Source organism: Methylobacterium nodulans ORS 2060 (assembly GCF_000022085.1).
GTDB lineage: Bacteria > Pseudomonadota > Alphaproteobacteria > Rhizobiales > Beijerinckiaceae > Methylobacterium > Methylobacterium nodulans.
In genome coordinates this window covers 3,781,000-3,805,000 of sequence record NC_011894.1, presented here as the reverse complement: position 1 = coordinate 3,805,000, position 24,001 = coordinate 3,781,000, and the positions used below count along the sequence as shown (strand labels likewise).

Below are 24,001 nucleotides of genomic sequence, written 5' to 3'. Positions count from 1 at the left end.
ACCGAATGCTCTTAAGGCACTTGATCGCTCTCATGATCGGTGTCCGGGCGAGCAAGGCTCGCTTCCGGCCACGGTCACGTCAAGACCAGCGGCAGGGCCCTTTCGGCACCCTGCCGTGTATGCTTGCCGAACACCTCCAGAGCCCCGGCTCTCGCCGGACCCCTGGACGCATTCCCTCTTCACGATGTCAAACATCCGCGCCGGCCGCATCGCGGCGGCGCGAAACCCGTTGCCCTTCCGGCGCCCGGATCCGCCGCTCGACACCGCACCCCGAGAGGAGAGTGGTGGAGCTGGACGGGATCGAACCGACGACCTCATGCTTGCAAAGCACGCGCTCTCCCAACTGAGCTACAGCCCCGCGCGGCGATCGCAGCCCCGGCGATCTGGTGGGCCTGGGACGACTCGAACGTCCGACCTCACCCTTATCAGGGGTGCGCTCTAACCACCTGAGCTACAGGCCCCAGGGATTGGCATCAGCCAATCCCCCGGAAAGGCGGAGAAAGAGAAACGAGGACGGCGCGTCCCGCCAATCGAGGCCTGACCGGCCTCGTATGATCCAACGACGCCGGGAGAGTGAGCGCACCCACGTCCACCAGCATCCTTAGAAAGGAGGTGATCCAGCCGCAGGTTCCCCTACGGCTACCTTGTTACGACTTCACCCCAGTCGCTGACCCTACCGTGGTCGCCTGCCCCCTCGCGGTTGGCGCAGCGCCGTCGGGTAAGACCAACTCCCATGGTGTGACGGGCGGTGTGTACAAGGCCCGGGAACGTATTCACCGTGGCGTGCTGATCCACGATTACTAGCGATTCCGCCTTCATGCACTCGAGTTGCAGAGTGCAATCTGAACTGAGACGGCTTTTGGGGATTTGCTCCAGGTCGCCCCTTCGCTTCCCATTGTCACCGCCATTGTAGCACGTGTGTAGCCCATCCCGTAAGGGCCATGAGGACTTGACGTCATCCCCACCTTCCTCGCGGCTTATCACCGGCAGTCCCCCTAGAGTGCCCAACTCAATGATGGCAACTAAGGGCGAGGGTTGCGCTCGTTGCGGGACTTAACCCAACATCTCACGACACGAGCTGACGACAGCCATGCAGCACCTGTGTGCAGGTCCCCGAAGGGAACCGTGAATCTCTCCACGTAGCCTGCCATGTCAAGGGATGGTAAGGTTCTGCGCGTTGCTTCGAATTAAACCACATGCTCCACCGCTTGTGCGGGCCCCCGTCAATTCCTTTGAGTTTTAATCTTGCGACCGTACTCCCCAGGCGGAATGCTTAAAGCGTTAGCGGCGCCACTGAGGTGCATGCACCCCAACGGCTAGCATTCATCGTTTACAGCGTGGACTACCAGGGTATCTAATCCTGTTTGCTCCCCACGCTTTCGCGCCTCAGCGTCAGAACCGGACCAGACAGCCGCCTTCGCCACTGGTGTTCTTGCGAATATCTACGAATTTCACCTCTACACTCGCAGTTCCGCTGTCCTCTTCCGGTCTCAAGCCCGCCAGTATCGAAGGCCATTCCGTGGTTGAGCCACGGGCTTTCACCCCCGACTTGGCGAGCCGCCTACGCGCCCTTTACGCCCAGTGATTCCGAGCAACGCTAGCCCCCTTCGTATTACCGCGGCTGCTGGCACGAAGTTAGCCGGGGCTTATTCCTCCGGTACCGTCATTATCGTCCCGAAGAAAAGAGCTTTACAACCCTAAGGCCGTCATCACTCACGCGGCATGGCTGGATCAGGCTTGCGCCCATTGTCCAATATTCCCCACTGCTGCCTCCCGTAGGAGTCTGGGCCGTGTCTCAGTCCCAGTGTGGCTGATCATCCTCTCAGACCAGCTACTGATCGTCGCCTTGGTGAGCCGTTACCCCACCAACCAGCTAATCAGACGCGGGCCGATCCTTCGGCAGTCAAGCCTTTCTCCTTGCGGACGTATCCGGTATTAGCCCTAGTTTCCCAGGGTTGTTCCGAACCGAAGGGCACGTTCCCACGCGTTACTCACCCGTCTGCCGCTGACCCCGCAGGGCCCGCTCGACTTGCATGTGTTAAGCCTGCCGCCAGCGTTCGCTCTGAGCCAGGATCAAACTCTCACCTTGAAGAGCTGACCTCAAAACGCTCGATCACAACATTGACAGGGCACACTCGATCCCGGGTTGCCCCGGATCGGTGAGCTTCCAGAAACGTCGGACCGGCGCCTCATCCTGCTCCGGCCAGGGCCCAAGCCCCAGCCCGCAAGGACAACGCCGTCCACGCTTCTCTTCCTCCGATGCACTTGTCAAAGAGCAGAACCGGCTTTCGCCAGAGTATCTCGACCAAGAGAACTTGCCGTCCTCTATACCGAACCGGTCGAACCTGGCAAGTCCCTTTTTCTAACCTTCTCTAACCTTCGATTTTGGCCCCGGATTGCTGGGGCCCGTCGAAGGAGGCGCCCGTATAGTCGGCTCCCGAGAGGCTGTCAACCGCCCCGATCCGGCCGATGCCCCGCCGCTCCGGCAGGACCGGCCGGGGGTGCGCGAAAAGGGGAGGGGAGGGGCCGCGCTCCAGGAGCCGCGGCGCCTCAGCCCCATGTGGGGACGACCGCACCGCTCTTCAAGCCGAGCGCGGGTTCGCCGGCGGCTTGCGGAAACGCGGAACCACGCCAGCGGGCGCGCGTTGTCGGGGCCCGTCAACGGTGCCAGCTCAGCGCGTGCATGTCCCTGTCGAAAAAGGTGAAAGTCGCCCTCGACGAGAGCCGCATCCTGATCCTCGGGTCGCAGATCCTGCTCGGCTTTCAGCTCCAGGGCGCGTTCCGTCCGGCGATCGCCAAGCTGCCGCCCCACGACAGCCTGGTCTGGTGCGCGGCGCTCGGCCTGATCACACTCACGCTCGCCCTGTTGATCACACCCTCGGTGAGGCACCGGATGGTCGAGGGCGGCCAGGACACACGGCGGATCCTGCGGGTCATCGGGCGATGCGCCAGCCTGTCCCTCGTGCCCTTCGCGCTCGTCCTCGGGGCGGATCTCTTCCTTGCCGTGGAGCGGGTGCTCGGGCTCTGGGCCGGCATCTCCGCCGGTCTCGTCTTCGGCGCGCTGGCGCTCACGTTCTGGTTCGGGCTCGAGGCGGCGCGGGCACGCCGCACGGGCGGCCGTGAGCGCGCCATGGCCGATTCCGAACCCGAGCCCGGACCAACGCCCCTCGACGTGAAGATCGAGCAGATGCTGACCGAGGCCCGCGTGATCCTGCCCGGCGCGCAGGCGCTGCTCGGATTCCAGCTCGTCATCACCTTCACGGAAGCATTCGAGACCCTGCCGCTCGCCGCCCGGATCATCCACCTCGCCGCCCTCGGCCTGATCGCCCTCACGGTGATCTGGCTCATCGCGCCCGCCGCCTTCCACCGGATCGTCTATGCGGGCGAGGACACAGCGGAGTTCCACCGGCTGGGCACGCGCTTCCTGCTGGCCGCGAGCGTGACGCTGGCGCTCGGGATCTCGGCTGATCTCGGGGTCGTCGTGGCGAAGGTCGTCGGGTCCGGATCCTGGGGAATCGCTGCGGCGGGACTGTCACTCTGCGGGCTCGTCGGCCTGTGGCACGTGACGCCCCTCGTCCTTCGCCGACGGCAAGCACGGAGACGCCCGTTCCCGCAAACGAGAGGCGCCCCCCGATAGGCGGGCTGCCCGGAGATGCGGCCCGCCGCGGAGATCATCGCGGCGCATCCCGGCGTGATGCACCATCACATCCTCCCTCACCGGTGCGCCACAGACGGCAATCCGTCGCCGTGACCGGCCCACCCCGCCGCAGGATCAGCGCAGGACCGAGAGGTAATGCATGTCCTGCGTCAGGCAGAGGGAGAGGCGCCACTCCACCGGGCGCTCCTCCAGGTCCATCGCGACGCGGTCGATCTCCAGGGCGGGCGTTCCTTCCGGCATCTCCAGCAGGGCGGCCTCGCGGGCCGGCAGCAGGATCGCCTTGAGACGCTCGCGGGCGGTCCCGATGGTGATCCCGAACCGCGTCGCGTAGAGGCTGTAGAGCGTGTTGGGGAGCGAAAGCTCGGCAATGCCCGGAAACAGACTCTCCGGCAGGCTGATCGTCTCGCACACGCAGAGCCGGCCGGCGACGGAGCGCAGGCGCTCGATCCGAACCACCTGGGCCGTCCGGGGCAGATCGAGGCGCTCGCGCTCGTCGCCATTCGCCGTGCCCCGGGAGAGCGCCAGCACGCGGCTGTCGGGGATCCCGCCCCCGTCCGCATCCGGCCGCAGCTTGAAGAAGCGAAAAACGCTCTGCTGGTCGTCGTGCTCGGCCACGAAGGTGCCGCGTCCCTGGCGGCGCACCAGCAGGCTGTCGGCGGTCAGGGCGTCCAGGGCCTTGCGCACCGTCCCCTGGCTGACCCCGAGTTCGGCGGCGAGTTGCCCCTCGCTCGGCAGCAACTGGCCAGGCTGCCAGACCGCGTCGGCGAGGCGGCGCAGCAGTGTGTCGTAGACCTGCCGGTAGAGCGGCCGATATCCCACGGTCTCGCCGCGCGGCGCATCGGTCGAAGGGCCTGAGCCCGATCGCCTCATCTCGTCCCGACGCCGCTCCTCACCCCTGGGAGATGCGGTCGCATCCGTACTCGGCACAGTCTCCCTCTCCTCGTTAGAGCGCGGGTCTGAGGCTGGCAATCGGAGGAGCGGAGCAAGCCACAGACAATGAGATTGGGTAGCCTTCGCTCACAGCGACCGGATCTCCGCCAGGAGGGCATCGGGAATGCTCACCCCCTCGGCTTCCGCCCGGGCGCGCAGGGCGAGACGGCGGGCCCCCGGGAGGCGAGCCCCCTCCTGCGCCTCGATCGACGCCGCGAGCGCCGCGAAGCGTGCCAGGGTTCCGTCGCCGAAGGCGGTGGCGTCGATCGCGATGAGAAGCTGGCCGGTGCCCGGCGGCTCGCCCTCGGCGTCGAGGAACGAGCTCGCCTCGGCGGCGTAGCGCCCGCCCGTCAGCCCGGCGGCAAGCAGCTCGACCATCAGCGCGAGCGCCGTACCCTTGGCGTCGCCGAGGGGCACCATGGTGCCGGCGAGGGCGGCGGCCGGATCGGTGGTGGGGCGGCCCTCCGCGTCGAGCGCCCAGCCCTCCGGGATGGCCTCGCCGCGCTGCCGGGCCGCCATGATGTTGCCCCGCGCGACCTTCGAGAGGGAGAGATCGACCACGATCGGGGCGCGGCCCGGCAGCGGGCAGGCGAAGGCGATCGGGTTGGTGCCGAACACCGCTTTTGCCCCGCCCCAGGGAGCCATCGCGGCGGGCGTGTTGGCGAACAGCAACGCGACGAGCCCCTGTGCGGCGAGCGCCTCGACGGGCCGCCCGGCCGCGCCGCAATGGTGCGAGCGGCGAATGCCAGCCGCCGCAAGGCCCTGCGCCCGCGCTACCGCCGGCAGCTGCGCCACGGCCGCGTCGAGGGCCGGATAGGCGAAGCCGTGCGCGGCATCGATCGCCAGGAGGCCGGGCCGCGGCCGGGTGACCACCGGGACGGCATCGCCCACCACCTTGCCGCGGCGCAGTTGCGCCGCGTAGGCGGGCAGCCGCGACAGGCCGTGCCCCTTCAGCCCGTCGGCCTCGGCGCCGACGAGGGCCCGGGCCGTGCTGGCGGCCGCATTCGGGCTCGCCCCGCAGCTGATCAGCGCCGCGGCGGCGAGGTCGTGGGCGGCCGCAAGGGTGAGGATCGGCATCGGGTCTGCCCTCCGTGAGGCGGTGCCTCGGATGCTCAGGCGCTGCGGTAGAGCTTGGTCATCACGAATTCCCGGTGGCCGAGCGCCTCGGCAGCGGTGAGCCGGCCGTTGGCAGTGCGCACCACCATGTCGATCAGTGCGTCACCCGCTTGGCTGATCGTCATCTCCCGCGTCAGCACGCCCGAGACATCGACGTCGATGTGCTCGCCCATGGTGCGCACGGTGCGCGGATTGCCCGAGATCTTGATCACCGGAAGGATCGGGTTGCCGATGACGTTGCCCTGGCCGGTCGGGAAGGTGTGCACCACGTAGCCCGCCGCCGCCATCAGGGTCACGCATTCGGCCGCCGCCGAGGACGTGTCCATGAAGTAGAGGCCCGGCCCCTTCGCGGGCGCCTCGGCGGGCTTCAGCGCGTCGATGAAGCGCGAGGTGTGGCCGATCTTCTCCAGGTTGCCGAGCGCCTTCTCCTCAATGGTGGTGAGCCCGCCCACGATGTTGCCCTTGGTGGGCTGGCTGTCCGAGAGGTCATCGGTCTTGTGCGCCTCGATCACCTCGTCCTGATAGGCCTTCCACATCGCGTACCACTTCTCCGCCACGTCCGGCGTGGCGGCGCGCTCGCGGCAGAGATGCTCGGCGCCGGTGATCTCGGAGGTCTCGCCGAAGACGCCGTAGATGCCGAGCGGGATCAGCTTGTCGTAGAGGTTGCCGACGGTGGGGCAGGAGGACAGGCCCGTGGTGGTGTCGGACTCGCCGCACTTGGTCGAGACCCAGAGATCCGCGATCGGGCAGCGCTCGCGCGGCAGCTCGGTCGCCCATTGCACGAGGCGCTTGGCCTGGTAGCTCGCCTTGGCGATGGTGGCGATGTCGCCGTGGCCCTCGATGCCGAAGCCCACCACCGGCTTGCCGGTCCGGGCGATGCCCGCGACGACGCGGTTGGTCCACTGGTCCTCGATGCCGATCACCACCACGGCGGCGACGTTCGGGTTCGAGCCGATGCCGATCAGGGTGCGGAAATGCAGCTCCAGGTCCTCGCCGAACTGCAGCCGGCCATAGGAATGGGGCAGCGCCATCGTGCCCTTGACGAGGTTCGCGACCGCCTCGCAGGCGGCGTTGGAGAGGTCGTCGAGGGGCAGCAGCACCACGTGGTTGCGCACGCCCACGCGGCCGTTCTCGCGCCGCCAGCCCATGAAGGTGGCGTTGCGGTAGTCTGCCGAGGCGCGGGCGGCGGGCAGGGCTTTGGTGGCGAACTGGTCGGGGGCGCCGCCCGCGAAGGGGCTGGCGATCTCGGAGGCGAGCGTGGCAGCGGTTTTGGACATGATCACCTCACCAGCGCTTCGTCTTGACATTGTGAACATGGACGTGCTCGCCCTTGGCCACGTCCTTGATGACCCTGCCGATATCCTGGCCATACTTGATCGCCGTGTCGCCGGTCTTGAGGTCGGCGAGCGCCACCTTGTGGCCGATCGGGATGTCGTGCCGGACCTCGACCTCGAAGGTCGAGTTGTCCTGCGTAACGACGCCGAAGGCGGCCGTGCCGGCCTTGAGATCCTCGACCACCGCCACGGCGACGTTGTCGAGCGGGCTGTGGGCGAGAAGGTGCGGGTGGGTCCGCCCCCCGCCCGAAGCGGCGTGACTGCTCATCCTGTCTCCTCCCGGGCCGGCCGTCAGATTCCCTGGCCGGAAGTCTTCTATAAGACATCGGATTCCAGCGCCGTCAACCGCCCCGCCCGACCCCTGAGAATCCGGCTGCAAGGGCGAAGCTTCCGCCTTGAACTATCAGGCTGCGCAGGGCTGCTCGCGCGCCTCGATTGCGCAAAAAGATCTATCTTATATAAGACTGTCGCGATGCGCCCACCGCTGCGGGCGACAGGCGCATCGGCATGCGCAACGGCACCTGCCGTGCTGCCCCCGCGAGAGGCCGGACGGGTTCAGCCGTCGGCCAGGATCCGCCCCACATGCCGCAGCTTGTCCGGATTGCGCACGATGTAGATCGCGGCGATGCGCCCGTCCTCGATCGCCAGCGCCGTCGTCTGCAGGATCGCGCCGCGATCGATGCTGACATAGCCGGGAAGGCCGTCGATCCAGATCGGGCGCAGGAGCTGCGGCACCGCGGGCCCATGCTTGCGCTGCAGCCCCGCATAGAGCCGCAGGACCCGCGCGATCCCGACGATCGGGTTGCGGAAGGCGATCACCCGCCCGCCGCCATCCGAATGCAGTACGACATCCGCGGCCAGCATCCGGCCGAGCGCCTGCGTGTCGCCGTCGCGCGAGGCTGCGAAGAAGGCGGTCGCGATGCGCTCGGCCTCGGCCCGTTCGACCGTGTAGCGCGGGCGCGCCGCCTGGACATGCCGGCGCGCCCGGACGGCAAGCTGGCGCACCGCCGCCGCCTCCCGCCCGAGCGTGCCGGCGACCTCGTTCAGGGGAACGCCGAAGACGTCGTGCAGCAGGAAGGCCGCGCGTTCGAGCGGCGAGAGGCGTTCGAGCGCGAGCATCAGGGTCAGGGTGAGGTCGTCCTCGGGCTCCTCCGGCGTCGTGCCCATCAGCGGTTCGGGAAGCCACGCGCCCACATAGGTCTCGCGGCGCGCCCGTGCGGATTTCATCCGGTCGAGGCAGAGCCGCGTGACGATGCGGGTCAGGTAGGCCGCGGGCTCGTCCACCTCCGCCTCGACGCGCCGCCAGCGCAGCCACGCATCCTGGACCGCATCCTCCGCCTCCGCGACGGAGCCGAGCATGCGGTAGGCCAAGCGAACGAGGCGCAGGCGCTGCGCCTCGAAGACCCGTGTCGCCGCATCAGGCGGCATCACGGGGCGCCTCCGCGGGATGCGGCACCCGGAAGCCGACCTGAAGCCGATTCCAGACGTTGATCGCGCCGATCAGGAGCGTGAGCCGAACCTGCTCGGCCTCGCTGAACTCCGCGGCGAGCAGCGCATAATCGGCGTCGGGGGCGCCGGTCTCGGCGACGCGGGTCAGCGCCTCGGTCCAGGCGAGCGCCGCGCGCTCGCGCGGGCTGTAAAGGCTGGATTCGCGCCATGCGCTCAGCATGTAGAGACGCATCTCGGTCTCGCCGTGCCGGCGGGCATCGGTCGCATGCATGTGGATGCAGAAGGCGCAGCCGTTGATCTGCGAGGCGCGCATCTTCACGAGCTCCATCAGGCGGTGCTCCAGAGGGCCTGCCTTGAAGCTCGCCTCCAGCGCAAGCATCGCCTGAATGCCCTCGGGCGCCAACTTGTGGGGGTTCCGCAAACGGGGGGTCATGGTCCATCTCCCGCGTGCACCATGCACGCTTGCCACCATGACGATCGGCCCCTGCCGGGTGTGACATGCCGGGTTCAGTACCGGTGGTGCAGCACCGATGCCCTCCGCAATCCCTGCCGCGCCCATGACGGGAACCGACCGGTTCGCTCCTTCCCGCATGGCCTTGAACCGCCCCGGTCCGACCTTCCGTTTCATGTCCTCGCAGGGCGCGCGGGCCGGCCTCTCCGAAGGACGAAGCTGCGGGCCGGGCGCCGGACGCCCCAGTCGGCCACGTGCCGGAGCCGGCCGACCGAGATGGCTTCGGCAGCCAAGCCAGGGCTGCGGGCCTTCAGCCTGTTCTCTCCCATATCGCCGGATCCCGCTTCCCACCCTGGATGATGGATAATCTTGGCTTATGCCGTGTATCCAGCGTATCTCTGAGCGCCTTAAGAAATCCCGTAGCCTGGTCCGGGAGCATGCCTATCAATTCGTCCAGCTTGCGGAGCGTATTCGCCCTGGACGTGAGATCATCAGGCTCAAGCGCGTTGAGAGAGTAGGAAAACAGATCGCCAATGCGGATTTCGAGCCTGGCCGTATTGTCGGACCTGCGTCCCGGTATGAGGTCGGCCATGTCCTACTCCATCCATGTGGCTCGCACGCTGCATCTATCCTCCTGTTCCAACGATCCTGCTCGTCGCCCGTTCACCCCGCGGCGCGAGACTCGCCGACCGCCGGCTGCGTGCAGCATCCGCACGCTCGTCCTCACCGGGACCATCGCGCGCAGCTTCGGCCTCGACGCCCTCGCGGACGCGTTCCGCTACGAGGAACCCGGCGCGCATCTCGGGAAGATCTGCGTTGACGTCCGAGGCCGGTCTGCGGCACTCGCGGGATGCGGCGGCACGAACGCTGCGAGAGCGGCACGAAGGAGCGTCACACATGAGAGCGGCGGACCTCGCGCCCTATGCGGATCGGGTTCTGGCGGAGGCGACCCTCCCGGAGCTGCCGAACCATTCCCGCGGCAAGGTGCGGGACAATTACGACCTGCCCGACGGGCGGCGCATCCTGATCAGCAGCGACCGGATCAGCGCCTTCGACCGCATCCTGGCCGCGATCCCGTTCAAGGGGCAGGTCCTCACCCAGACGGCGCGCTACTGGTTCGAGGCCACCCGCGACCTCTGCCCGAACCACGTGCTGGACTATCCCGACCCGAACGTGGTGGTGGCCCGCCGCCTCGACATCCTGCCGGTGGAGATCGTGGTGCGCGGCTATCTCGCCGGGACCACCGCGACCTCGATCCTGACCCAGTACAGGGCGGGCTTGCGCGAGATGTACGGCCACCGCCTGCCGGACGGGATGCGGCCGAACGAGCGCCTGCCGGAGGCGATCCTTACGCCCACCACCAAGGCAGGGGAGGGCGGCCACGACACGCCGCTGACGCCCGACGCGATCCTCGCCCAGGGGCTGCTGACGCAGGAGCAGTGGGAGACGGTGTCCCGCGCCGCGCTTGCGCTGTTCGCGCGCGGCCAGGAGCTCGCCGCCCGGCGCGGGCTCATCCTCGCCGACACCAAGTACGAGTTCGGGACGGATGCGGATGGCCGGATCGTGCTGGCCGACGAGATCCACACGCCCGACAGCAGCCGCTACTGGTTCGCCGCCAGCTACCCGGAGCGCTTCGCCGCCGGCACGGCCCCGGAGAGCTTCGACAAGGATTTCATCCGCAACTGGGTCGTGGCCCGCTGCGACCCCTATCGGGACGCGATCCCGGCGATCCCGCCCGAGATGGTGCTGGAAACCGCCTCGGTCTACATCCGCGCCTTCGAGACCATCACCGGCGAGACCTTCATACTCCCGGATCTCTCGCTTGCGCCGCTCGAACGCATCCGCCGCAACCTGCGGGCCTATCTGTGAGGGGGCTTGGTCCGCGGGGGTGATGCGGATTTCGCGCGGCCCATCGTCCGGGACAGGGGGCGGGAGAGAAACCGACGGTCGGCTCGGAGACCGTCGGTTCCCTCGCAACCAGCCGGCCGGAGGCCGGATCACGCCAGCATCTGCAGGTCGCCGTCGACCGCGAGGGCCTGGCCCGAGATGGTGCGCCCCCGCGGCGAGGCCAGGAACACGATCTGATCGGCGATCTGGCGGGCCGTGACGTAGTCCTTGATCGAGGCCGCCGCGAAGGCTTCAGCCTCGGCCTGCGCGAAGCTCAGGCCCCGCTGCTGGGCGCGGGCTTCGAGCACCCGCCGCTGCCGGTCGCCCGCGACGATGCCCGGCAGGACCGCGTTCACCCGGATCCCGTCCGCCCCGAGTTCCCGCGACAGGGACTTCGTGAAGCCGATGACCCCCCACTTCGCCGCCGCGTAGGGCGTGCGCAGGGGAAAGCCGAACCGGCCCGCCGCCGAGGACAGGTTGACGATCGACGGGTTGCGGCTTCGGCGCAGGAGCGGCACCGCGTGGCGCACGCAGTTGAACTGCCCGGTGAGGCAGACCGCGAGGCAGCGGTCCCACTCCTCCGGACCGATCTCCTCGACGCGGCCGGTCGGGCCGGCGATGCCCGCGTTGTTGACGAGCGCATCGAGCCCGCCGAGCGCGGCCGCGGCCTCCGCGAACAGATGCTCCACCGCCGCGCGATCGGCGACATCGGCCCGCGTGCCGGTGATCCCCGCCGGCAGCGCGGCGAGCGCGCCATCATCGACGTCGCAGACATGGACCCGCGCGCCCTCCTCCTGGAAGGCGCGGGCGATCTCAAGCCCGATTCCGGAAGCCCCCGCCGTCACCAGGACCCGCAGGTCCTTCACGTCCATATCCATCACGCTCTCCCTTCCTCCGGCAGACGCCCGCTGCCGGCAATGAATCGCGCCGCCTCCTCGATATCGGCGACGAGGGCCGCGCGGGCGGAGGGCCCGTTCCGCTCGCGGATCGCCGCGACGAGGCGGGCGTGGTGGCGCTCCGCCGTCCCCTCCGCGAGGCGCTGGCCCGAGACGCGCATGTCGAGGTTGAGCACCGGGCCGACCCGCAGCCACAGCCCCTCGATGATCGACACCAGCGTCGGCAGCTGCGTCGCGGCGTAGACCGCGAAGTGCAGGTCCTTGTTCGCCCGCACCGCCCGCTCGAAATCCGGATTCTCGGCATGCGCCTCCGCCCGGAAGACCGCGTCATGCGCGGCGATCGCCGCGAGATCCGCCTCGCCGCGCAGGCGGGCCGCCTCCTCGGCGGCGAAGCCCTCGATGGCGATCCGCACCCGCGTCAGCTCGCGGAACTGGCCGGCATTCATCAGCGGCACGCGCACCGAGCGGTTGGGCAGCACCTCGAGCGCGTCGTCCGCCGCGAGCCGCGACACGGCCTCGCGCACCGGCATCATCGAGGTGCCGAGCTGGTCGGCGACCCGGCGCAGCGACAGGCGCTCGCCGGGCGCGAGCTCCCCCGCGATGAGGAGCGCGCGCAGCTCCGCATAGACGCGCTCGCCGAGCGTCGCGCGCTCCATCCGGCCGATCCTGGCGATGGCTCCGTCCACGGCGCTCCTGCCCTTTCCCGATCCTGCGGCGCGAGGGCTCGACAGGCACCCGGTTTGATGCCACCCTAAGTGTGATCACAGATCACGGCAAGCCATCGACCGTGACGGGTTGCAAGGGCAGGAACGCACCATGACGCAGGGGATGAACCCGACGCGCCGCCGCATCATGCAGGGTACGCTCGCAGCCGGCGCGGCGCTCGCCATGCCGGCCATCGTCCGCGCGCAGGAGGGCCCGATTCGCATCGGCCACCTGACGCCGCGCACGGGCTTCCTCGGGCCGCTCGGCGAATATGCGGTGGCGGCCGCCCAGCTCGCCACCGAGGAGATCAACGCGGCGGGCGGCATCAACGGCCGCAAGGTCGAGCTCCTCACCGAGGATTCGGTGAACCCGCAGACCGCGTCGAGCAAGGCGGAGCGCTACATCGAGCGCGACAAGGTGGTGGCGATCGTGGGCGAGATCTCCTCGGCCTCGGCGCTCGCCATCGGGCAGGTGGCGCAGCGCGGGCGCACCCCCTTCTTCAACACCGGCGCCAATTCCGACGCGCTGCGCGGCCAGGACTGCAAGCGCTTCATGTTCCACATCGAGGGCGCGAACTCGATGTACGTGAAGGCGGTCGGCCGCTCGCTGGTCCAGGAGGGACTGGTCAAGGGCAAGAAGTGGTACTCGCTCACCGCCGACTACGCCTTCGGCCACGATCTCCTGCGCGTCGCCAAGGTGTTCATGGAGGCCAATGGCGGCACCTTCGCGGCCGACGAGCTCGTGCCCACCGACGCCACCGACTTCTCCGCCTACCTCATCAAGATCCGGCAGGCGAAGCCCGACCTCGTGATTTCGAACCTCGCCGGCAACCAGATCACCAACTTCCTCAAGCAATACGCCGAGTACGGGCTGCCCTTCCCCATCGCCGGCTTCGGCTTCGACACGGCGCTCGCCTGGGGCGCGGGGCCCGGCAGCTTCGCCGGGACCTGGCCCTGCCTGTGGCACCACAAGGTCGATACGCCCTCCGCCAAGGCCTTCGTCGCCGCCTTCACCAAGAAGACCGGCAAGCCGCCCGAGAACCAGGCCTGGGGCGACTACAACGGCATCAGAATCGTCGCCCAGGCGATCCGCGAAACGAAGTCGATGGAGGGACCTGCGCTCGTCTCCTACCTGGAGAGCGGCGCCAAGTTCGACGTGCTGAAGCCCCGCCCCGGCTATTTCCGTGCGCGCGACCACCAGCTCATCAGCGAGATGTTCGCCATCACGGCGCTTCCGGCTGACAAGGTGAAGGACAAGTGGGACATCTTCACCTCCTCGCCGGCCCTGCCGGGGCCGCAGGAGGACATGGAGGTGCTGGCGCCCACGGCCGAGGAGGCCGCCTGCAAGATGGATGCGTGATCCCCGCCGGATCCGCATGACCCGCAGGAACCCCTCTCCCGAGCGGGGAGAGGGGTTCCTGCGTCACGTGTTTCGAAATCTGGTCCACCGAAACGGAACCGACCCGCCGTGATGCTTCTCACCCTTGCCGTCGAGCAGGTCGTGAACGGCCTGTTCCTGGGCGCGATCTACCTGCTCATCGCCCTCGGGCTGTCGCTGATCTTCAGCCTGGGCGGCATCGTGAACCTCGCGCACGGGGCGTTCTTCGCCATCGGCGCCTACCTGACCATCGTGCTCTCGCCCGTTCTCGGCTTCGGCGGTGCGCTCGTGGCGGCGCCCGCCATCGTCGGGATCATCGGCCTCGTGGTCGAGCGGGTGCTCTTCCGCCGCTTCTACCGCGCGGACCCGATCCTCTCGCTCCTCCTCACCTTCGGCCTCGCCATGGTGGCCGAGCAGGCCCTGCGGATGATCTTCGGCGCCCCGCCGCTCCCCTACAGCATCCCGCAGGCCCTGCGCGGGCAGCTCTTCCTCGGCGATTTCGTGCTCTCCCGCTACCGCCTCAGCATCCTGGCCGCGGTGGTGCTCGCGGTCGCCGCCGTCTGGTACCTGCTCCAGCGCACCACCTTCGGGCGCGTGGTGCGGGCGGGCGTGCAGAACCCCGACATGGTCGCGGCGCTCGGCATCTCCCTCAAACCCTACATGGCCGCGGTCGTGTTCATCAGCGTCGGGCTCGCGGCGCTCGCCGGGGTCATGCTCGCGCCGATCACCGGCGTGCATCCGGCCATGGGCGCCGAGGTGCTCACCGGGGCCTTCGTGGTGGTGGTGATCGGCGGCCTCGGCTCGTTCTGGGGCGTCGTCGCGGCGGCGCTCATCGTGGGCGTCGTCCGCGGCCTGATGGTGCTGGTCTATCCGGGCTTCGCCGAGGCCGCGATCTACGCCCTCATGGCCATCATCCTGCTCGTCCGGCCCCGCGGCCTGTTCGGCGAGCGCATCCTGCGCTTCGAATAGGAGCCGCCCGATGACCCGTACGGACCGGCTTGCGCTTCCGGCCTTCGTCGCCGCCCTCGTCGTCCTGCCCCTTGGGCTCCAGGCGATCGGGCTGACCCTCACCTCGGCCACCGACGTCGTGGTCTTCGCGGTCGCCTGCCTCGGCCTCAACATCCTGGTCGGGCAGACCGGCCTCGTGTCCTTCGGGCACGGCGCCTTCTTCGGCCTCGGCGCCTATGCGGCGGCGATCAGCCAGCGGGCCTTCTTTCCCGGCAGCCTCGTCGCCCCGACGCTGTTCGCCCTGGTGTTCGTGGCGCTTGCCGCCCTCCTGGTCGGCCTCCTGGTCCTGCGGCGGCGCGGGGTCTACTTCTCCCTGCTCACGCTGGCCCTCTCGGCCCTCAGCTTCACGGTGGCCTATCGCTGGACCGCGCTCACCGGCGGCGAGAGCGGCTTCGGGGGCGTGGTGCGGCCGGCCCTGCTCGGATTCGATCTCGGCGAATCCGTCCTCTGGTACGGGGTGGTCGCGGCCTGCGGCTTCGGTGTCCTGTACGCGCTGGCGCGCCTGCGCCGCTCGCCCGTGGGCAGCGTGCTGGAGGCGATCCGCGAGAACGAGCAGCGGGCGCGCTTTCTCGGCTACCCGACGACCCGCTACAAGCTCCTCGCCTTCACGGTGTCGGCGACCGTGACCGGGTTTGCCGGCGTGCTCTCGGTCTTCACCCACCGCTTCGCTTCCGCCGAGCCGCTCGGCATCGCCTTCTCGGGCGAGCTCCTTGCCATGGTGGTGATCGGCGGCATGCGCAGCCTCGCCGGGCCGGCGATCGGCGCCCTGTTCTTCATCCTGTTCCGCGAACTGCTCTCGATCTGGACCGGCGACTGGCTGTTCTGGTTCGGCCTCCTGTTCATCGGCTTCATCCTGTTCTCGCCGGACGGGCTCGTCGGCATCGGCGAGCGCATCCTGCGCCTGATGCGGCCCGCGGCGACCGAGGCCGCCGCCATGGCGGGCCGCAAGGCCGGCGCGCCCGAGAACCTGCCGGACTTCCTGCGCCCGACCGGGCTCGTGCCGGGCTCGATCCTGGCCGCGACCCACATCTCGAAGCATTTCGGGGGCATCAAGGCGGTGGAGGACGTCTCGATCGCGGTGCGCGACCGGACGCTCCACGCCCTGATCGGCCCGAACGGCGCCGGCAAGACCACGGCCTTCAACCTGATCTCCGGCATGTTCCGCCCGGATACCGGCGACGTTACCCTGCAGGAGCACTCGATCGCGGGCCTGCCGCCGGAGCGGATCTGCGCGGCCGGCCTCGGGCGCTCCTTCCAGATCACCAACCTGTTCCCGGCCCTCAGCGTCGAGGAGAATGTGCGCCTCGCGGTGCAGGGGCGGCATCCCGGGCGCTTCAACCCCTGGCGCGACGCCCGCCACCGGCGGGAGGTCGCGGCCGAGACCCGCGAGATCCTGCGCTGGCTCGGCCTTGCCGGCCTGGAGCGGGCCGAGGCCGGCTCGCTCTCCTATGGCGGCCAGCGCCTCCTCGACATGGGGGTGGCGCTCGCGACGAAGCCGCGCGTGCTCCTCCTCGACGAGCCGCTCGCCGGGCTCGCCGCCGCCGAGCGCGGGCGCATCGGCGACATCATCAAGCGCGTCTCGACCGAGGTGCCGGTCCTGATGGTCGAGCACGACATCGACCGGGTGTTCCAGATCGCCGATGCCGTCACGGTGATGAACGAGGGCCGGGTGCTGGTCGACGGCACGGTCGAGGATGCCCGCTCCAGCAAGGCCGTGCAGGAGGTCTATATCGGCTCGGGCACGGCCGCGATGGCAGCGAAGCCCCGCCCGAGCGCCGCGGGAGGCGGCACGCTCCTGTCGCTCGACAAGGTCGATACCTTCTACGGCAAGAGCCACATCCTGGCCGGCGTCACCTTCGACGTGCACGAGAACGAGATCGTGGCGCTGCTCGGCCGCAACGGGGCGGGCAAGTCCACCTGCCTCAAGACCATCACGGGCATCGCGCCCCATGCCGCCGGCCATATCCGGCTCGGCACTGATAGCCTCGACGGGCGCTCGGCCGCCGCGATCGCCCGGGCCGGCATCGGATACGTGCCGCAGGGGAGGGGGCTCTTCGCCGGCATGAGCGTCGCCGAGAACCTCGAACTGGGGCGGCTTCGCCGCCGCACCGGCAACGGCGTGCACTGGGACGAGGAGCGCATCCTCTCCTACTTCCCGCGCCTGCGCCAGCGCTGGCGCACCGCCGCCGACTACCTGTCGGGCGGCGAGCAGCAGATGGTGGCGGTGGCGCGCGCCCTGTCCGGCGACACCCGCGTCCTCCTCCTCGACGAGCCCTTCGAGGGGCTGGCGCCCGCCGTGGTCGAGAGCCTGTTCGAGACCTTCGACGCGCTCCGCCGCGAGGTCTCGATCGTGATCGTCGACCACAACCTCGACCTCGCGCTGGCGTTATCGGACCGCACCGTCGCGCTGGAGCGCGGCCGGGTCATGCATGTCGGCCCGTCGAGCGCGCTGCGCGACGACTTGGATCTGCGCCGCAAGGTGCTGTGGCTGTGACCGGAGATTCTCGCATGCCGACCGTCGCAATCATCGGAGCCGGGCTGATCGGCCGCTCCTGGGCCGTGGTCTTCGCCCGGGCCGGCTTCCAGGTCCGCCTCACCGACCGGGATCCGGCGGCTTTGTCCGCCGCGCCCGGCCATATCGCGGAGGCCCTGCGCCAGCTCGAAACCCATGGCCTCGTCGGGGACATCCCGGTCATCCTCGAGCGGGTGACCTGCACCGGCGCGCTGGCCGATGCGGTCGCGGGCGCCGATCTCGTGCAGGAATGCGGTCCCGAGACCGTCGAGGCCAAGCGCGCGCTGTTCGCGGAGCTCGATGCCCTCTGCCCGCCCGGCACGATCCTCGCCTCCTCCACCTCGGCCATCGTGGCCTCGCGCTTCACGGAGGATCTGCCCGGCCGCGCCCGCTGCCTCGTCGGGCATCCGGTCAACCCGCCCCACCTCGTGCCGGTGGTTGAATTGTGCGGCGCGCCCTGGACCGACCCGGCGGTGGTGGAGCGCGCCCGCGCCCTCTACGCGGCGGCGGGCCAGGTGCCGGTGACCCTGCACCGCGAGGTCGAAGGCTTCGTGCTCAACCGGCTGCAGGGGGCGCTCCTGTCGGAGGCGTTCCGCCTCGTCGCCGAGGGCGTGGTGAGTCCGGAGGACCTCGACAAGACCGTGGCGGAGGGGTTGGGCCTGCGCTGGTCCTTCCTCGGCCCCTTCGCCACCATCGACCTCAACGCCCCGGGCGGCGTCGCCGATTACGCCGCCCGTTACGGCGGGTTCTATCGCCGCCTCGCCGCCGACCCGGCCCCACCCGAGGTCTGGGATGCGGACAGCCTCGCGCGGATCGGGGCCGCCTGGAACGGCGGGCCGGATCCGGCAAGCCCCGACGAGCGCGCACGCCGCCGCGACGCCCGCCTCGCCGCCCTGATGGCGCACAAACGCGCCCAAAACTGAGCAAGAAAGGCACCCCCATGGCCGCACGCAAAGTCATCATCACCTGCGCCGTCACGGGAGCGATCCACACGCCCTCAATGTCGCCCCACCTGCCGGTGACGCCCGAGGAGATCGCCGAGGCGGCGATCGGGGCCGCGGAGGCCGGCGCAGCGATCGTCCATCTGCACGCCCGGGATCCGAAGACGGGCAAGCCCGACCAGCGCCCGGAGGCCTTCCGGCCCTTCCTCTCCGTCATCAAGCAGCGGGCGAACTGCGTCATCAACCTGACCACCGGCGGCGCCCCCACCATGGGCATCGAGGAGCGTCTGGCGCCGGCCTCCGAACTCAAGCCCGAGGTCGCCTCCCTCAACATGGGCTCGATGAATTTCGGCCTCTACCCGATGCTGGAACGCTTCAAGTCGTTCAAGCACGACTGGGAGGAGCCCTACCTGGCCGGCTCGCGCGACCGCATCTTCAAGAACACCTTCGCGGATATCGAGCACATCCTGACCACCTGCGCCGAGAACGGCACGCGCTTCGAGGTCGAGTGCTACGACATCGGCCATCTCTACACGCTCGCGCATTTCGCCGACCGCGGGGTGATCAAGCCGCCCTTCTTCGTCCAGAGCGTGTTCGGGATCCTGGGCGGAATCGGCCCGCATCCGGAGGACGTGGCGCACATGAAGCGCACCGCCGACCGGCTGTTCGGCAACGACTATCACTGGTCGGTGCTGGGGGCTGGCCGCAACCAGCTCCCCATCGCCGCCCAGGCCGCCGCGCTGGGCGGCAACATCCGGGTCGGGCTGGAGGACTCGCTCTGGATCGGCCCCGGCAAGCTCGCCCAGTCGAATGCCGAACAGGTGACGCGGGCGCGCCAGATCATCGAGGGCCTCGGTCTCGAGATCGCGACCCCGGACGACGCCCGCACGATCCTCGGGCTGAAGGGCGGAGACCGGGTCGGGTTCTGACCCCCCGGCGGCCCAGGACGGGGACGACCGTCGGCGGCGACCGAGAGGGCCCGGTTCGCCCGCAAGCGCGCCTGAGAGGTCGCCGCGCGGGTCGGCTGCGACCGTGCCGCGCGGCGCTCCGGCGGCGGCGCCCCAGGGCGCGCTGATCACCTTTGAGAACGGCCAGCTGCGCATTCCGGAGTGAGCGCGCGCCGACCGGGCGGCCTCACGCCGCCCGGTCCAGCGCGGCCTCGGCGAGGATGGCGGCGATCGCGTCCGCCAGCGCGGTGTCGTCGCCCGCCATGCCCTCCATGGCGGCGAGCCGCGCCACGACGGTCGCGGTGACCGCCTCCTCCACGGTATCCTCCGCATAGGCGTAGTAGATCACCGCGTGCTGGCCGTCGCGGTGGCAGCGGCCCTCGATCTGCTGGAGCTGGATCGCGCTGTGGCGCATGTCGTGCACGACGAGCGCGCGCGGCGCCTCGCCGCCGAGACACTCGCCGCGATGCAGCGAGATCGATTCGGTGACCGTGAAGATGACGATGTCGCTGTCGCCGCGCTGGAAGGCGAGGCGGGCTTCCTCGTTCGCCTCGCCCGGGCGCTGCCCGTTGATCTCCTCGACGCGCCAGCCCTGCCCGCGCAGCGTCGCGGCGAGAAGAGCCGAAGTCTCCAGGAACGCCACCGAGATCGCCACCTGCTCGCCCGCCGCCAGCAGGTCGCCCGCGAAGGAAGCGGTGCCCTCGACCCGCAGCAGGCTCGCCTTCTGGCGGAAGCGCAGATCCGCCGCCCAGCCGGTCGGGCGCCGCGTCGAGCCGCCGGCGAGGCCGAACTCGCGGCGGAACTCGCGCCAGGTCGCCGCATAGAGGCGGCGCTCGGCCGGCCCGAGCGCGGTCGGGGCGACTTCGCGCTGCACCTCCGGCCAGCCCGCGATGTCGGCAGGGCGGCGGCGCAGCCCGATCGCGCGCTCGCCCCGATAGAGCAGGTCGGCCATTACCGCGCGGTCGCGCTCGTTCGGCGTCCAGGACCAGTTCACCCAGCGCCCCTTCGCCCGCCCGATCCCAAGGCTGCGCATCAGGGTGCGGAAATCCGCCAGGGTCTCGGTCGGGCGCCCGGCCGCATGGCCGAGCAGGCGCCCGAGATAGGAGAGTTCGTGCGGCGACTGCCCGGCCGTGGCGCTCATGTAGACCGTGAAGGCCGCCCGGTCGGCGAGCTGGCGGCAGGCCATGCTCTGCTGTGCGTAAGGATTGCGCAGCCGATGGGCCTCGTCGAAGGCGACGAGGGGCCAGGTCCGCTTCGGCCGCCCCTCCCGGGCCAGTTCGTTGTTGCGCGCGCGGGTCGAGCGCCGGGTGCTGCCCGGCGGCGCCTCGAACAGGGATTTTGTGCGCTCGTAGTTGATCAGCGTCACGGCCTTGGGCGGCAGGCCGGCGCCCGCGATGGTCCGGCGCCATTGCGGCAGGGCCCCCTTGGGGCAGACGATCAGCACCTCGGCCTCGGGCATCGCGGCCAGCGCCGCCCAGACGGAGAGCGTCTTGCCGAGCCCGGTGAGATCGCCGAGCAGGAAGCCCGGCCGGCCGGCAGCGCGGGCCGCCAGGATCGCGTCGCGCGCCACGCGCTGGTGAGGACGCAGGACGAAGGTCGGGGACGGGCCGGTCTCGACGGGCATTGCACCTCAGGATGGGGTGGGGGCGGACTCGATCGGCAGCGTGGCCGAGGATCCGCTCCCCGACGCGCCCGATCCCGCATACCGCAGCCGCTGGCGGCGCGATACGGCCGCGCAGCTCGACCCGCAGTGCCTCCTGCCTGCTCTCATGCTCTCCGTCGCCAAGCTCGCGATCGACGCCGTCGTGGCGGGACGGGCTGTGGGCTGCCGTCCGCCCCTCCCAAGTCCGCAAGACGGTCGTGGAGGCCGGAACAATCCTCATGCTGAGGCGCGGGCGATCGCAGATCGCCCGCGCCTCAGCATGAGGGCCGGGGCTGGTTGCCACGGGAGGGAGCGCTCGGTCAGCCGGTTTCATACGGCTTCCGGTTGATCTGTTCCGAGGCGAGTCCGCGCGGGGAACCCCTCTCCCGTGCGGGAGAGGGGTTCCCGCGGTTCCCGCGCCCTCTTGTCTCCGAACGGAGCGGCCGGAAACCGGATCACCCCCTACCCCGCCCGCGGCGGGGCAGGGCGCCTCCATCCGGAGCCTAGGCCGCGCTCTGGATCGACCGGAGAACCGTCGCGAGCTGATCGGCTTGTTCACGCGTCAGCCCGGTGCTGACGACACCACCATTGCAACAGACCGTGTAGGTTCCATCCCCGCACAGTCTCACCTTGATCGAGGCCATGACGCCCTTTACTCGGCACCGCAAAAGCGGCTTGCCCGAACCTTAGCCATTCGGTCGCAGGCCGCAACTGCCGCAGGCCGGGGATGTGGGGATGGCGGCCCGCCTCCATCAATACGCCACCCATGAGCGGGATGCAGACCCGGTCTCGCCCGCATGCCGGCCTCTCACGGATCGGGCTTCAGGGCCGCGAAGGCCGGTTCCAGCGACGCGAGAAACATCTCGGACGCCACCGGCAGCGTCCGGTGGGCTTTCTTGATCAGGCAGACCGGGCGCTCGAAGCTCGGCTCGGCGATGGGGCGCGAGCGCAGATCCGGCTCGGCCCGGATCTCCCGCGCCGAGCCGGGCAGGATCGTCAGGCCGAGCCCCGCCCGCACCATGCCGATCGCCGTCATCATGTAGGTCGCCTCGCAGGCCGTCACGGGAAGCCGTCCGGCCGCCACGAAGGCGCTATCGACCACGGCCCGCACGCTCGTCTCGGCATCCATGAGCACGAGCGGATACTCGGCGAGGCACTCCACGGTCACCGCCGCCATCGCCCCGATCGGGTGGCCGGCGGGATAGACCACGTGCAGGGTGTCGACCGCGCGGGCGAGCACCGTCACCTCGGGATCGCGGATCTCGCCGCCCATGATGCCGAGATCGACCTCCTCCCGGCGCACGAGGTCGAGCACGCGCTGCGCGATCGCGTCCTTCACCGCGAAGGTCATGCGCGGATGGGCAGCCCGGAAGGCCGCGATGGCGTCCGGCAGGAGATCGGCCGCGAAGGAGGGCAGGGTCGCGATCCGCACGATGCCGTGACGGCGCGCGGCGAGATCGCGGGTGTCCACGACCACGCTATCGAGCTCGCGCAGCACCCGCTGGAAGACCGGCAGCAATTCGCGGCCGATCCGGGTCGGCGCGACGTTGCGGCTGTCGCGGTCGAGGAGGCGCACCGCCAGCGCCTCCTCGAGGCGCCGGATCTGCACGGTGAGCGCAGGCTGCGACAGGTTCAGCAGCGCCGCCGCGCGCGTGAAGCTGCGCAGATGCGCGACGGAGACGAAGGCGCGGATCTGGCGCAGGCTGAGGTCCATAACGAAACACTATCGCTGCGATCCAACCTTTTCAATTGCTTGATCGAACCATCCGTCGTTTCGTGATCCAAAGAACACGCGGCACCCCGCGACCGAAGACGGAGGAAACGATGCTGGCCCTGCTCGGCCTGTGCACGATCGCCCTTTTGCTCGCCGTCATCCTGACGAAGCGCATGTCGCCGCTCGTCGCCCTGATCGTCATCCCGGTGGCGGCCTCCCTCGTCGGCGGGTTCGGCCTCGAGACCGGCAAATTCGTGCTCGGCGGGATCCAGAGCCTCGCGGGCGTCGTCGGCATGTTCGTGTTCGCGATCCTGTTCTTCGGGGTCGTCAGCGATGCGGGGATGCTCGACCCGATCATCGATCGCATTCTCGCTACGGTCGGCACCCGCCCGACCCGGATCGTGCCCGGCACGACGCTGCTCGCACTCCTGATCCACCTCGACGGCTCGGGCGCGGTGACCTTCCTGATCACTATCCCGGCGATGCTGCCGCTCTACGACCGCGTCGGCATCGACCGGCGGATCCTCGCCTGCGCCGCCTCGATGGCGGCGGGCGTCAACTTCCTGCCCTGGACCGGGCCGATGATCCGGGCCTCGGCCGCCCTCAAGCTGCCGATCCCCGAGATCTTCTCGCCCCTCGTCGCCGTGCAGGCGGTCGGTCTCGTGTTCATCTTCACGGTCTCGTACTGGCTCGGCCTGCGCGAGGAGCGCCGCCTCAAGCGTGCGCAGCGGGCCCTCGCCGCGGGCGGCGAGGCGGGCCCGGCCATCCGCACCTTGAGCGACGCCGAGCGGGCCCTGCGCCGGCCCGACCGGTTCTGGGTCAACCTCGCGCTCACCCTCGCGGTGCTCGGCACCATGGTGTTCATGGCGGAGAAGATCCCGCCGGCCCTGATGTTCATGCTCGGCACGGCCGTCGCGCTCCTCGTCAACTACCCGAACGTGGATGCGCAGCGTCAGCGGGTCGACGCCCACGCCAAGGCGGCGGTCCTGATGGCCTCGATCCTCCTCGCGGCGGGCGTCTTCACCGGCATCATGCAGGGCACCGGCATGCTGAAGGCGATGGCCCAGAGCGCCGTGGCCTTCGTGCCGCCCGGGATGGCGCCGCACATCCCCTTCGCGCTCGGGCTCGTCTCGATGCCGCTCAGCATGCTGTTCGACCCCGATTCCTTCTATTTCGGCGTCCTGCCCGTGGTGGCCGAGGTCGCCCACCAGCTCGGCGTGCCGCCCCTGCAGGTGGCCCAGGGCGCGCTCCTCGGGCAGATGACCACGGGCTTCCCGGTGAGCCCGCTCACCCCCGCCACCTTCCTGGTCTGCGGCCTGACCGGCATCGACCTCGCCGACCACCAGAAGTTCACCTTCCCGTTCCTGTTCGCCGCCTCGGTGGTGATGACCTTCGCCTGCGTCGCCCTCGGCGTGTTTCCCCTCTGATCGGAGA

19 protein-coding genes, 2 tRNA genes and 2 rRNA genes (1 of these 23 cut by a window edge) are annotated in these 24,001 nt (G+C 69.7%); 8 read left to right on the top strand and 15 right to left on the bottom strand.

Features of this window, described 5'->3' with window-relative positions; all coding sequences use genetic code 11:
* The 4 genes from MNOD_RS17540 to MNOD_RS17525 form a co-directional block, all read right to left on the bottom strand.
* A 23S ribosomal RNA gene (locus MNOD_RS17540) occupies window positions 1-26 on the bottom strand; it reaches 2,784 nt to the left of the window's first position.
* Window positions 27-282: 256 nt separating this feature from the next.
* Window positions 283-358, bottom strand: a tRNA-Ala gene (locus tag MNOD_RS17535).
* A gap of 26 nt (window positions 359-384) precedes the next feature.
* A tRNA-Ile gene (locus MNOD_RS17530) sits at window positions 385-461 on the bottom strand.
* A gap of 144 nt (window positions 462-605) precedes the next feature.
* Window positions 606-2,089: ribosomal RNA gene (locus MNOD_RS17525) — 16S ribosomal RNA — on the bottom strand.
* Together the 16S and 23S rRNA genes with 2 tRNA genes alongside form the textbook arrangement of a ribosomal RNA operon.
* Window positions 2,090-2,683: 594 nt before the next feature.
* Here MNOD_RS17525 and MNOD_RS17520 point away from each other — a divergent pair.
* Window positions 2,684-3,637, top strand: coding sequence for a DUF6328 family protein (locus MNOD_RS17520; protein WP_015930272.1), 954 nt, complete (start codon window positions 2,684-2,686; stop codon window positions 3,635-3,637).
* 135 nt (window positions 3,638-3,772) lie between these two features.
* Here MNOD_RS17520 and MNOD_RS17515 read toward each other — a convergent pair whose 3' ends face one another.
* The 7 genes from MNOD_RS17515 to MNOD_RS17485 all read right to left on the bottom strand — a co-directional run bounded on the left by MNOD_RS17515 (window position 3,773) and on the right by MNOD_RS17485 (window position 9,530).
* Window positions 3,773-4,528, bottom strand: a complete 756-nt coding sequence (locus MNOD_RS17515) for a GntR family transcriptional regulator (protein WP_015930271.1) — start codon at window positions 4,526-4,528, stop codon at window positions 3,773-3,775.
* Window positions 4,529-4,675: 147 nt separating this feature from the next.
* Window positions 4,676-5,665 (bottom strand): Ldh family oxidoreductase, encoded by a 990-nt coding sequence (locus MNOD_RS17510; RefSeq protein ID WP_015930270.1) that lies wholly within the window; start codon window positions 5,663-5,665, stop codon window positions 4,676-4,678.
* A 35-nt stretch (window positions 5,666-5,700) separates the two neighbouring features.
* Window positions 5,701-6,981, bottom strand: a complete 1,281-nt coding sequence (locus tag MNOD_RS17505) for a UxaA family hydrolase (RefSeq protein WP_015930269.1) — start codon at window positions 6,979-6,981, stop codon at window positions 5,701-5,703.
* Between the two features lie 7 nt (window positions 6,982-6,988).
* Window positions 6,989-7,306: a UxaA family hydrolase gene (locus MNOD_RS17500; RefSeq protein ID WP_015930268.1), complete on the bottom strand. Its 318-nt coding sequence runs from the start codon at window positions 7,304-7,306 to the stop codon at window positions 6,989-6,991.
* Between the two features lie 287 nt (window positions 7,307-7,593).
* Window positions 7,594-8,466 (bottom strand): sigma-70 family RNA polymerase sigma factor, encoded by an 873-nt coding sequence (locus MNOD_RS17495; RefSeq protein WP_015930267.1) that lies wholly within the window; start codon window positions 8,464-8,466, stop codon window positions 7,594-7,596.
* Window positions 8,456-8,920: a carboxymuconolactone decarboxylase family protein gene (locus MNOD_RS17490; protein ID WP_015930266.1), complete on the bottom strand. Its 465-nt coding sequence runs from the start codon at window positions 8,918-8,920 to the stop codon at window positions 8,456-8,458. The genes MNOD_RS17495 and MNOD_RS17490 overlap by 11 nt, the downstream gene beginning before the upstream one ends.
* A gap of 328 nt (window positions 8,921-9,248) precedes the next feature.
* Window positions 9,249-9,530 carry a hypothetical protein gene (locus MNOD_RS17485; protein WP_015930265.1) on the bottom strand — a complete coding sequence of 94 codons (282 nt, stop codon included), beginning with the start codon at window positions 9,528-9,530 and terminating at the stop codon, window positions 9,249-9,251.
* Between the two features lie 305 nt (window positions 9,531-9,835).
* Here MNOD_RS17485 and MNOD_RS17480 point away from each other — a divergent pair, with 305 nt between their 5' ends.
* The gene (locus MNOD_RS17480) at window positions 9,836-10,807 is read left to right on the top strand and encodes a phosphoribosylaminoimidazolesuccinocarboxamide synthase (protein WP_015930264.1); all 972 of its coding nucleotides are present in this window, start codon (window positions 9,836-9,838) and stop codon (window positions 10,805-10,807) included.
* 128 nt (window positions 10,808-10,935) lie between these two features.
* Here the strand turns inward: MNOD_RS17480 and MNOD_RS17475 are convergent, their stop codons facing one another.
* Together MNOD_RS17475 and MNOD_RS17470 are read right to left on the bottom strand one after the other, a co-directional pair.
* Window positions 10,936-11,703 (bottom strand): SDR family oxidoreductase, encoded by a 768-nt coding sequence (locus MNOD_RS17475; protein WP_015930263.1) that lies wholly within the window; start codon window positions 11,701-11,703, stop codon window positions 10,936-10,938.
* Window positions 11,703-12,407: a GntR family transcriptional regulator gene (locus MNOD_RS17470; RefSeq protein WP_015930262.1), complete on the bottom strand. Its 705-nt coding sequence runs from the start codon at window positions 12,405-12,407 to the stop codon at window positions 11,703-11,705. Before MNOD_RS17470 ends, MNOD_RS17475 begins: the two co-directional genes overlap by 1 nt.
* Window positions 12,408-12,537: 130 nt before the next feature.
* Here MNOD_RS17470 and MNOD_RS17465 point away from each other — a divergent pair, with 130 nt between their 5' ends.
* From MNOD_RS17465 to kce, 5 genes are all read left to right on the top strand, one after another.
* On the top strand, window positions 12,538-13,785 hold the full coding sequence (locus MNOD_RS17465) for an ABC transporter substrate-binding protein (protein ID WP_015930261.1): 1,248 nt from the start codon (window positions 12,538-12,540) through the stop codon (window positions 13,783-13,785).
* Window positions 13,786-13,896: 111 nt separating this feature from the next.
* Window positions 13,897-14,772 carry a branched-chain amino acid ABC transporter permease gene (locus MNOD_RS17460; protein WP_015930260.1) on the top strand — a complete coding sequence of 292 codons (876 nt, stop codon included), beginning with the start codon at window positions 13,897-13,899 and terminating at the stop codon, window positions 14,770-14,772.
* Window positions 14,773-14,782: 10 nt separating this feature from the next.
* Window positions 14,783-17,305, top strand: a complete 2,523-nt coding sequence (locus MNOD_RS17455) for a branched-chain amino acid ABC transporter ATP-binding protein/permease (protein ID WP_015930259.1) — start codon at window positions 14,783-14,785, stop codon at window positions 17,303-17,305.
* 14 nt (window positions 17,306-17,319) lie between these two features.
* Entirely contained in the window at window positions 17,320-18,246 is a 927-nt protein-coding gene (locus MNOD_RS17450) for a 3-hydroxyacyl-CoA dehydrogenase (RefSeq protein WP_015930258.1), read from the top strand.
* A 17-nt stretch (window positions 18,247-18,263) separates the two neighbouring features.
* On the top strand, window positions 18,264-19,193 hold the full coding sequence (gene kce, locus MNOD_RS17445) for a 3,5-dioxohexanoate:acetyl-CoA acetone transferase (RefSeq protein WP_015930257.1): 930 nt from the start codon (window positions 18,264-18,266) through the stop codon (window positions 19,191-19,193).
* 205 nt (window positions 19,194-19,398) lie between these two features.
* On the opposite strand, the gene MNOD_RS17440 is transcribed toward kce, so the two are convergent.
* Window positions 19,399-20,835, bottom strand: a complete 1,437-nt coding sequence (locus MNOD_RS17440; RefSeq protein WP_015930256.1) for an SNF2-related protein — start codon at window positions 20,833-20,835, stop codon at window positions 19,399-19,401.
* Between the two features lie 826 nt (window positions 20,836-21,661).
* Window positions 21,662-22,567: a LysR family transcriptional regulator gene (locus MNOD_RS17435; RefSeq protein ID WP_015930254.1), complete on the bottom strand. Its 906-nt coding sequence runs from the start codon at window positions 22,565-22,567 to the stop codon at window positions 21,662-21,664.
* Between the two features lie 110 nt (window positions 22,568-22,677).
* Between MNOD_RS17435 and MNOD_RS17430 the strand changes: the two genes are divergently transcribed.
* On the top strand, window positions 22,678-23,994 hold the full coding sequence (locus MNOD_RS17430) for a CitMHS family transporter (protein WP_015930253.1): 1,317 nt from the start codon (window positions 22,678-22,680) through the stop codon (window positions 23,992-23,994).
* The last annotated feature ends 7 nt before the right edge of the window (window positions 23,995-24,001 follow it).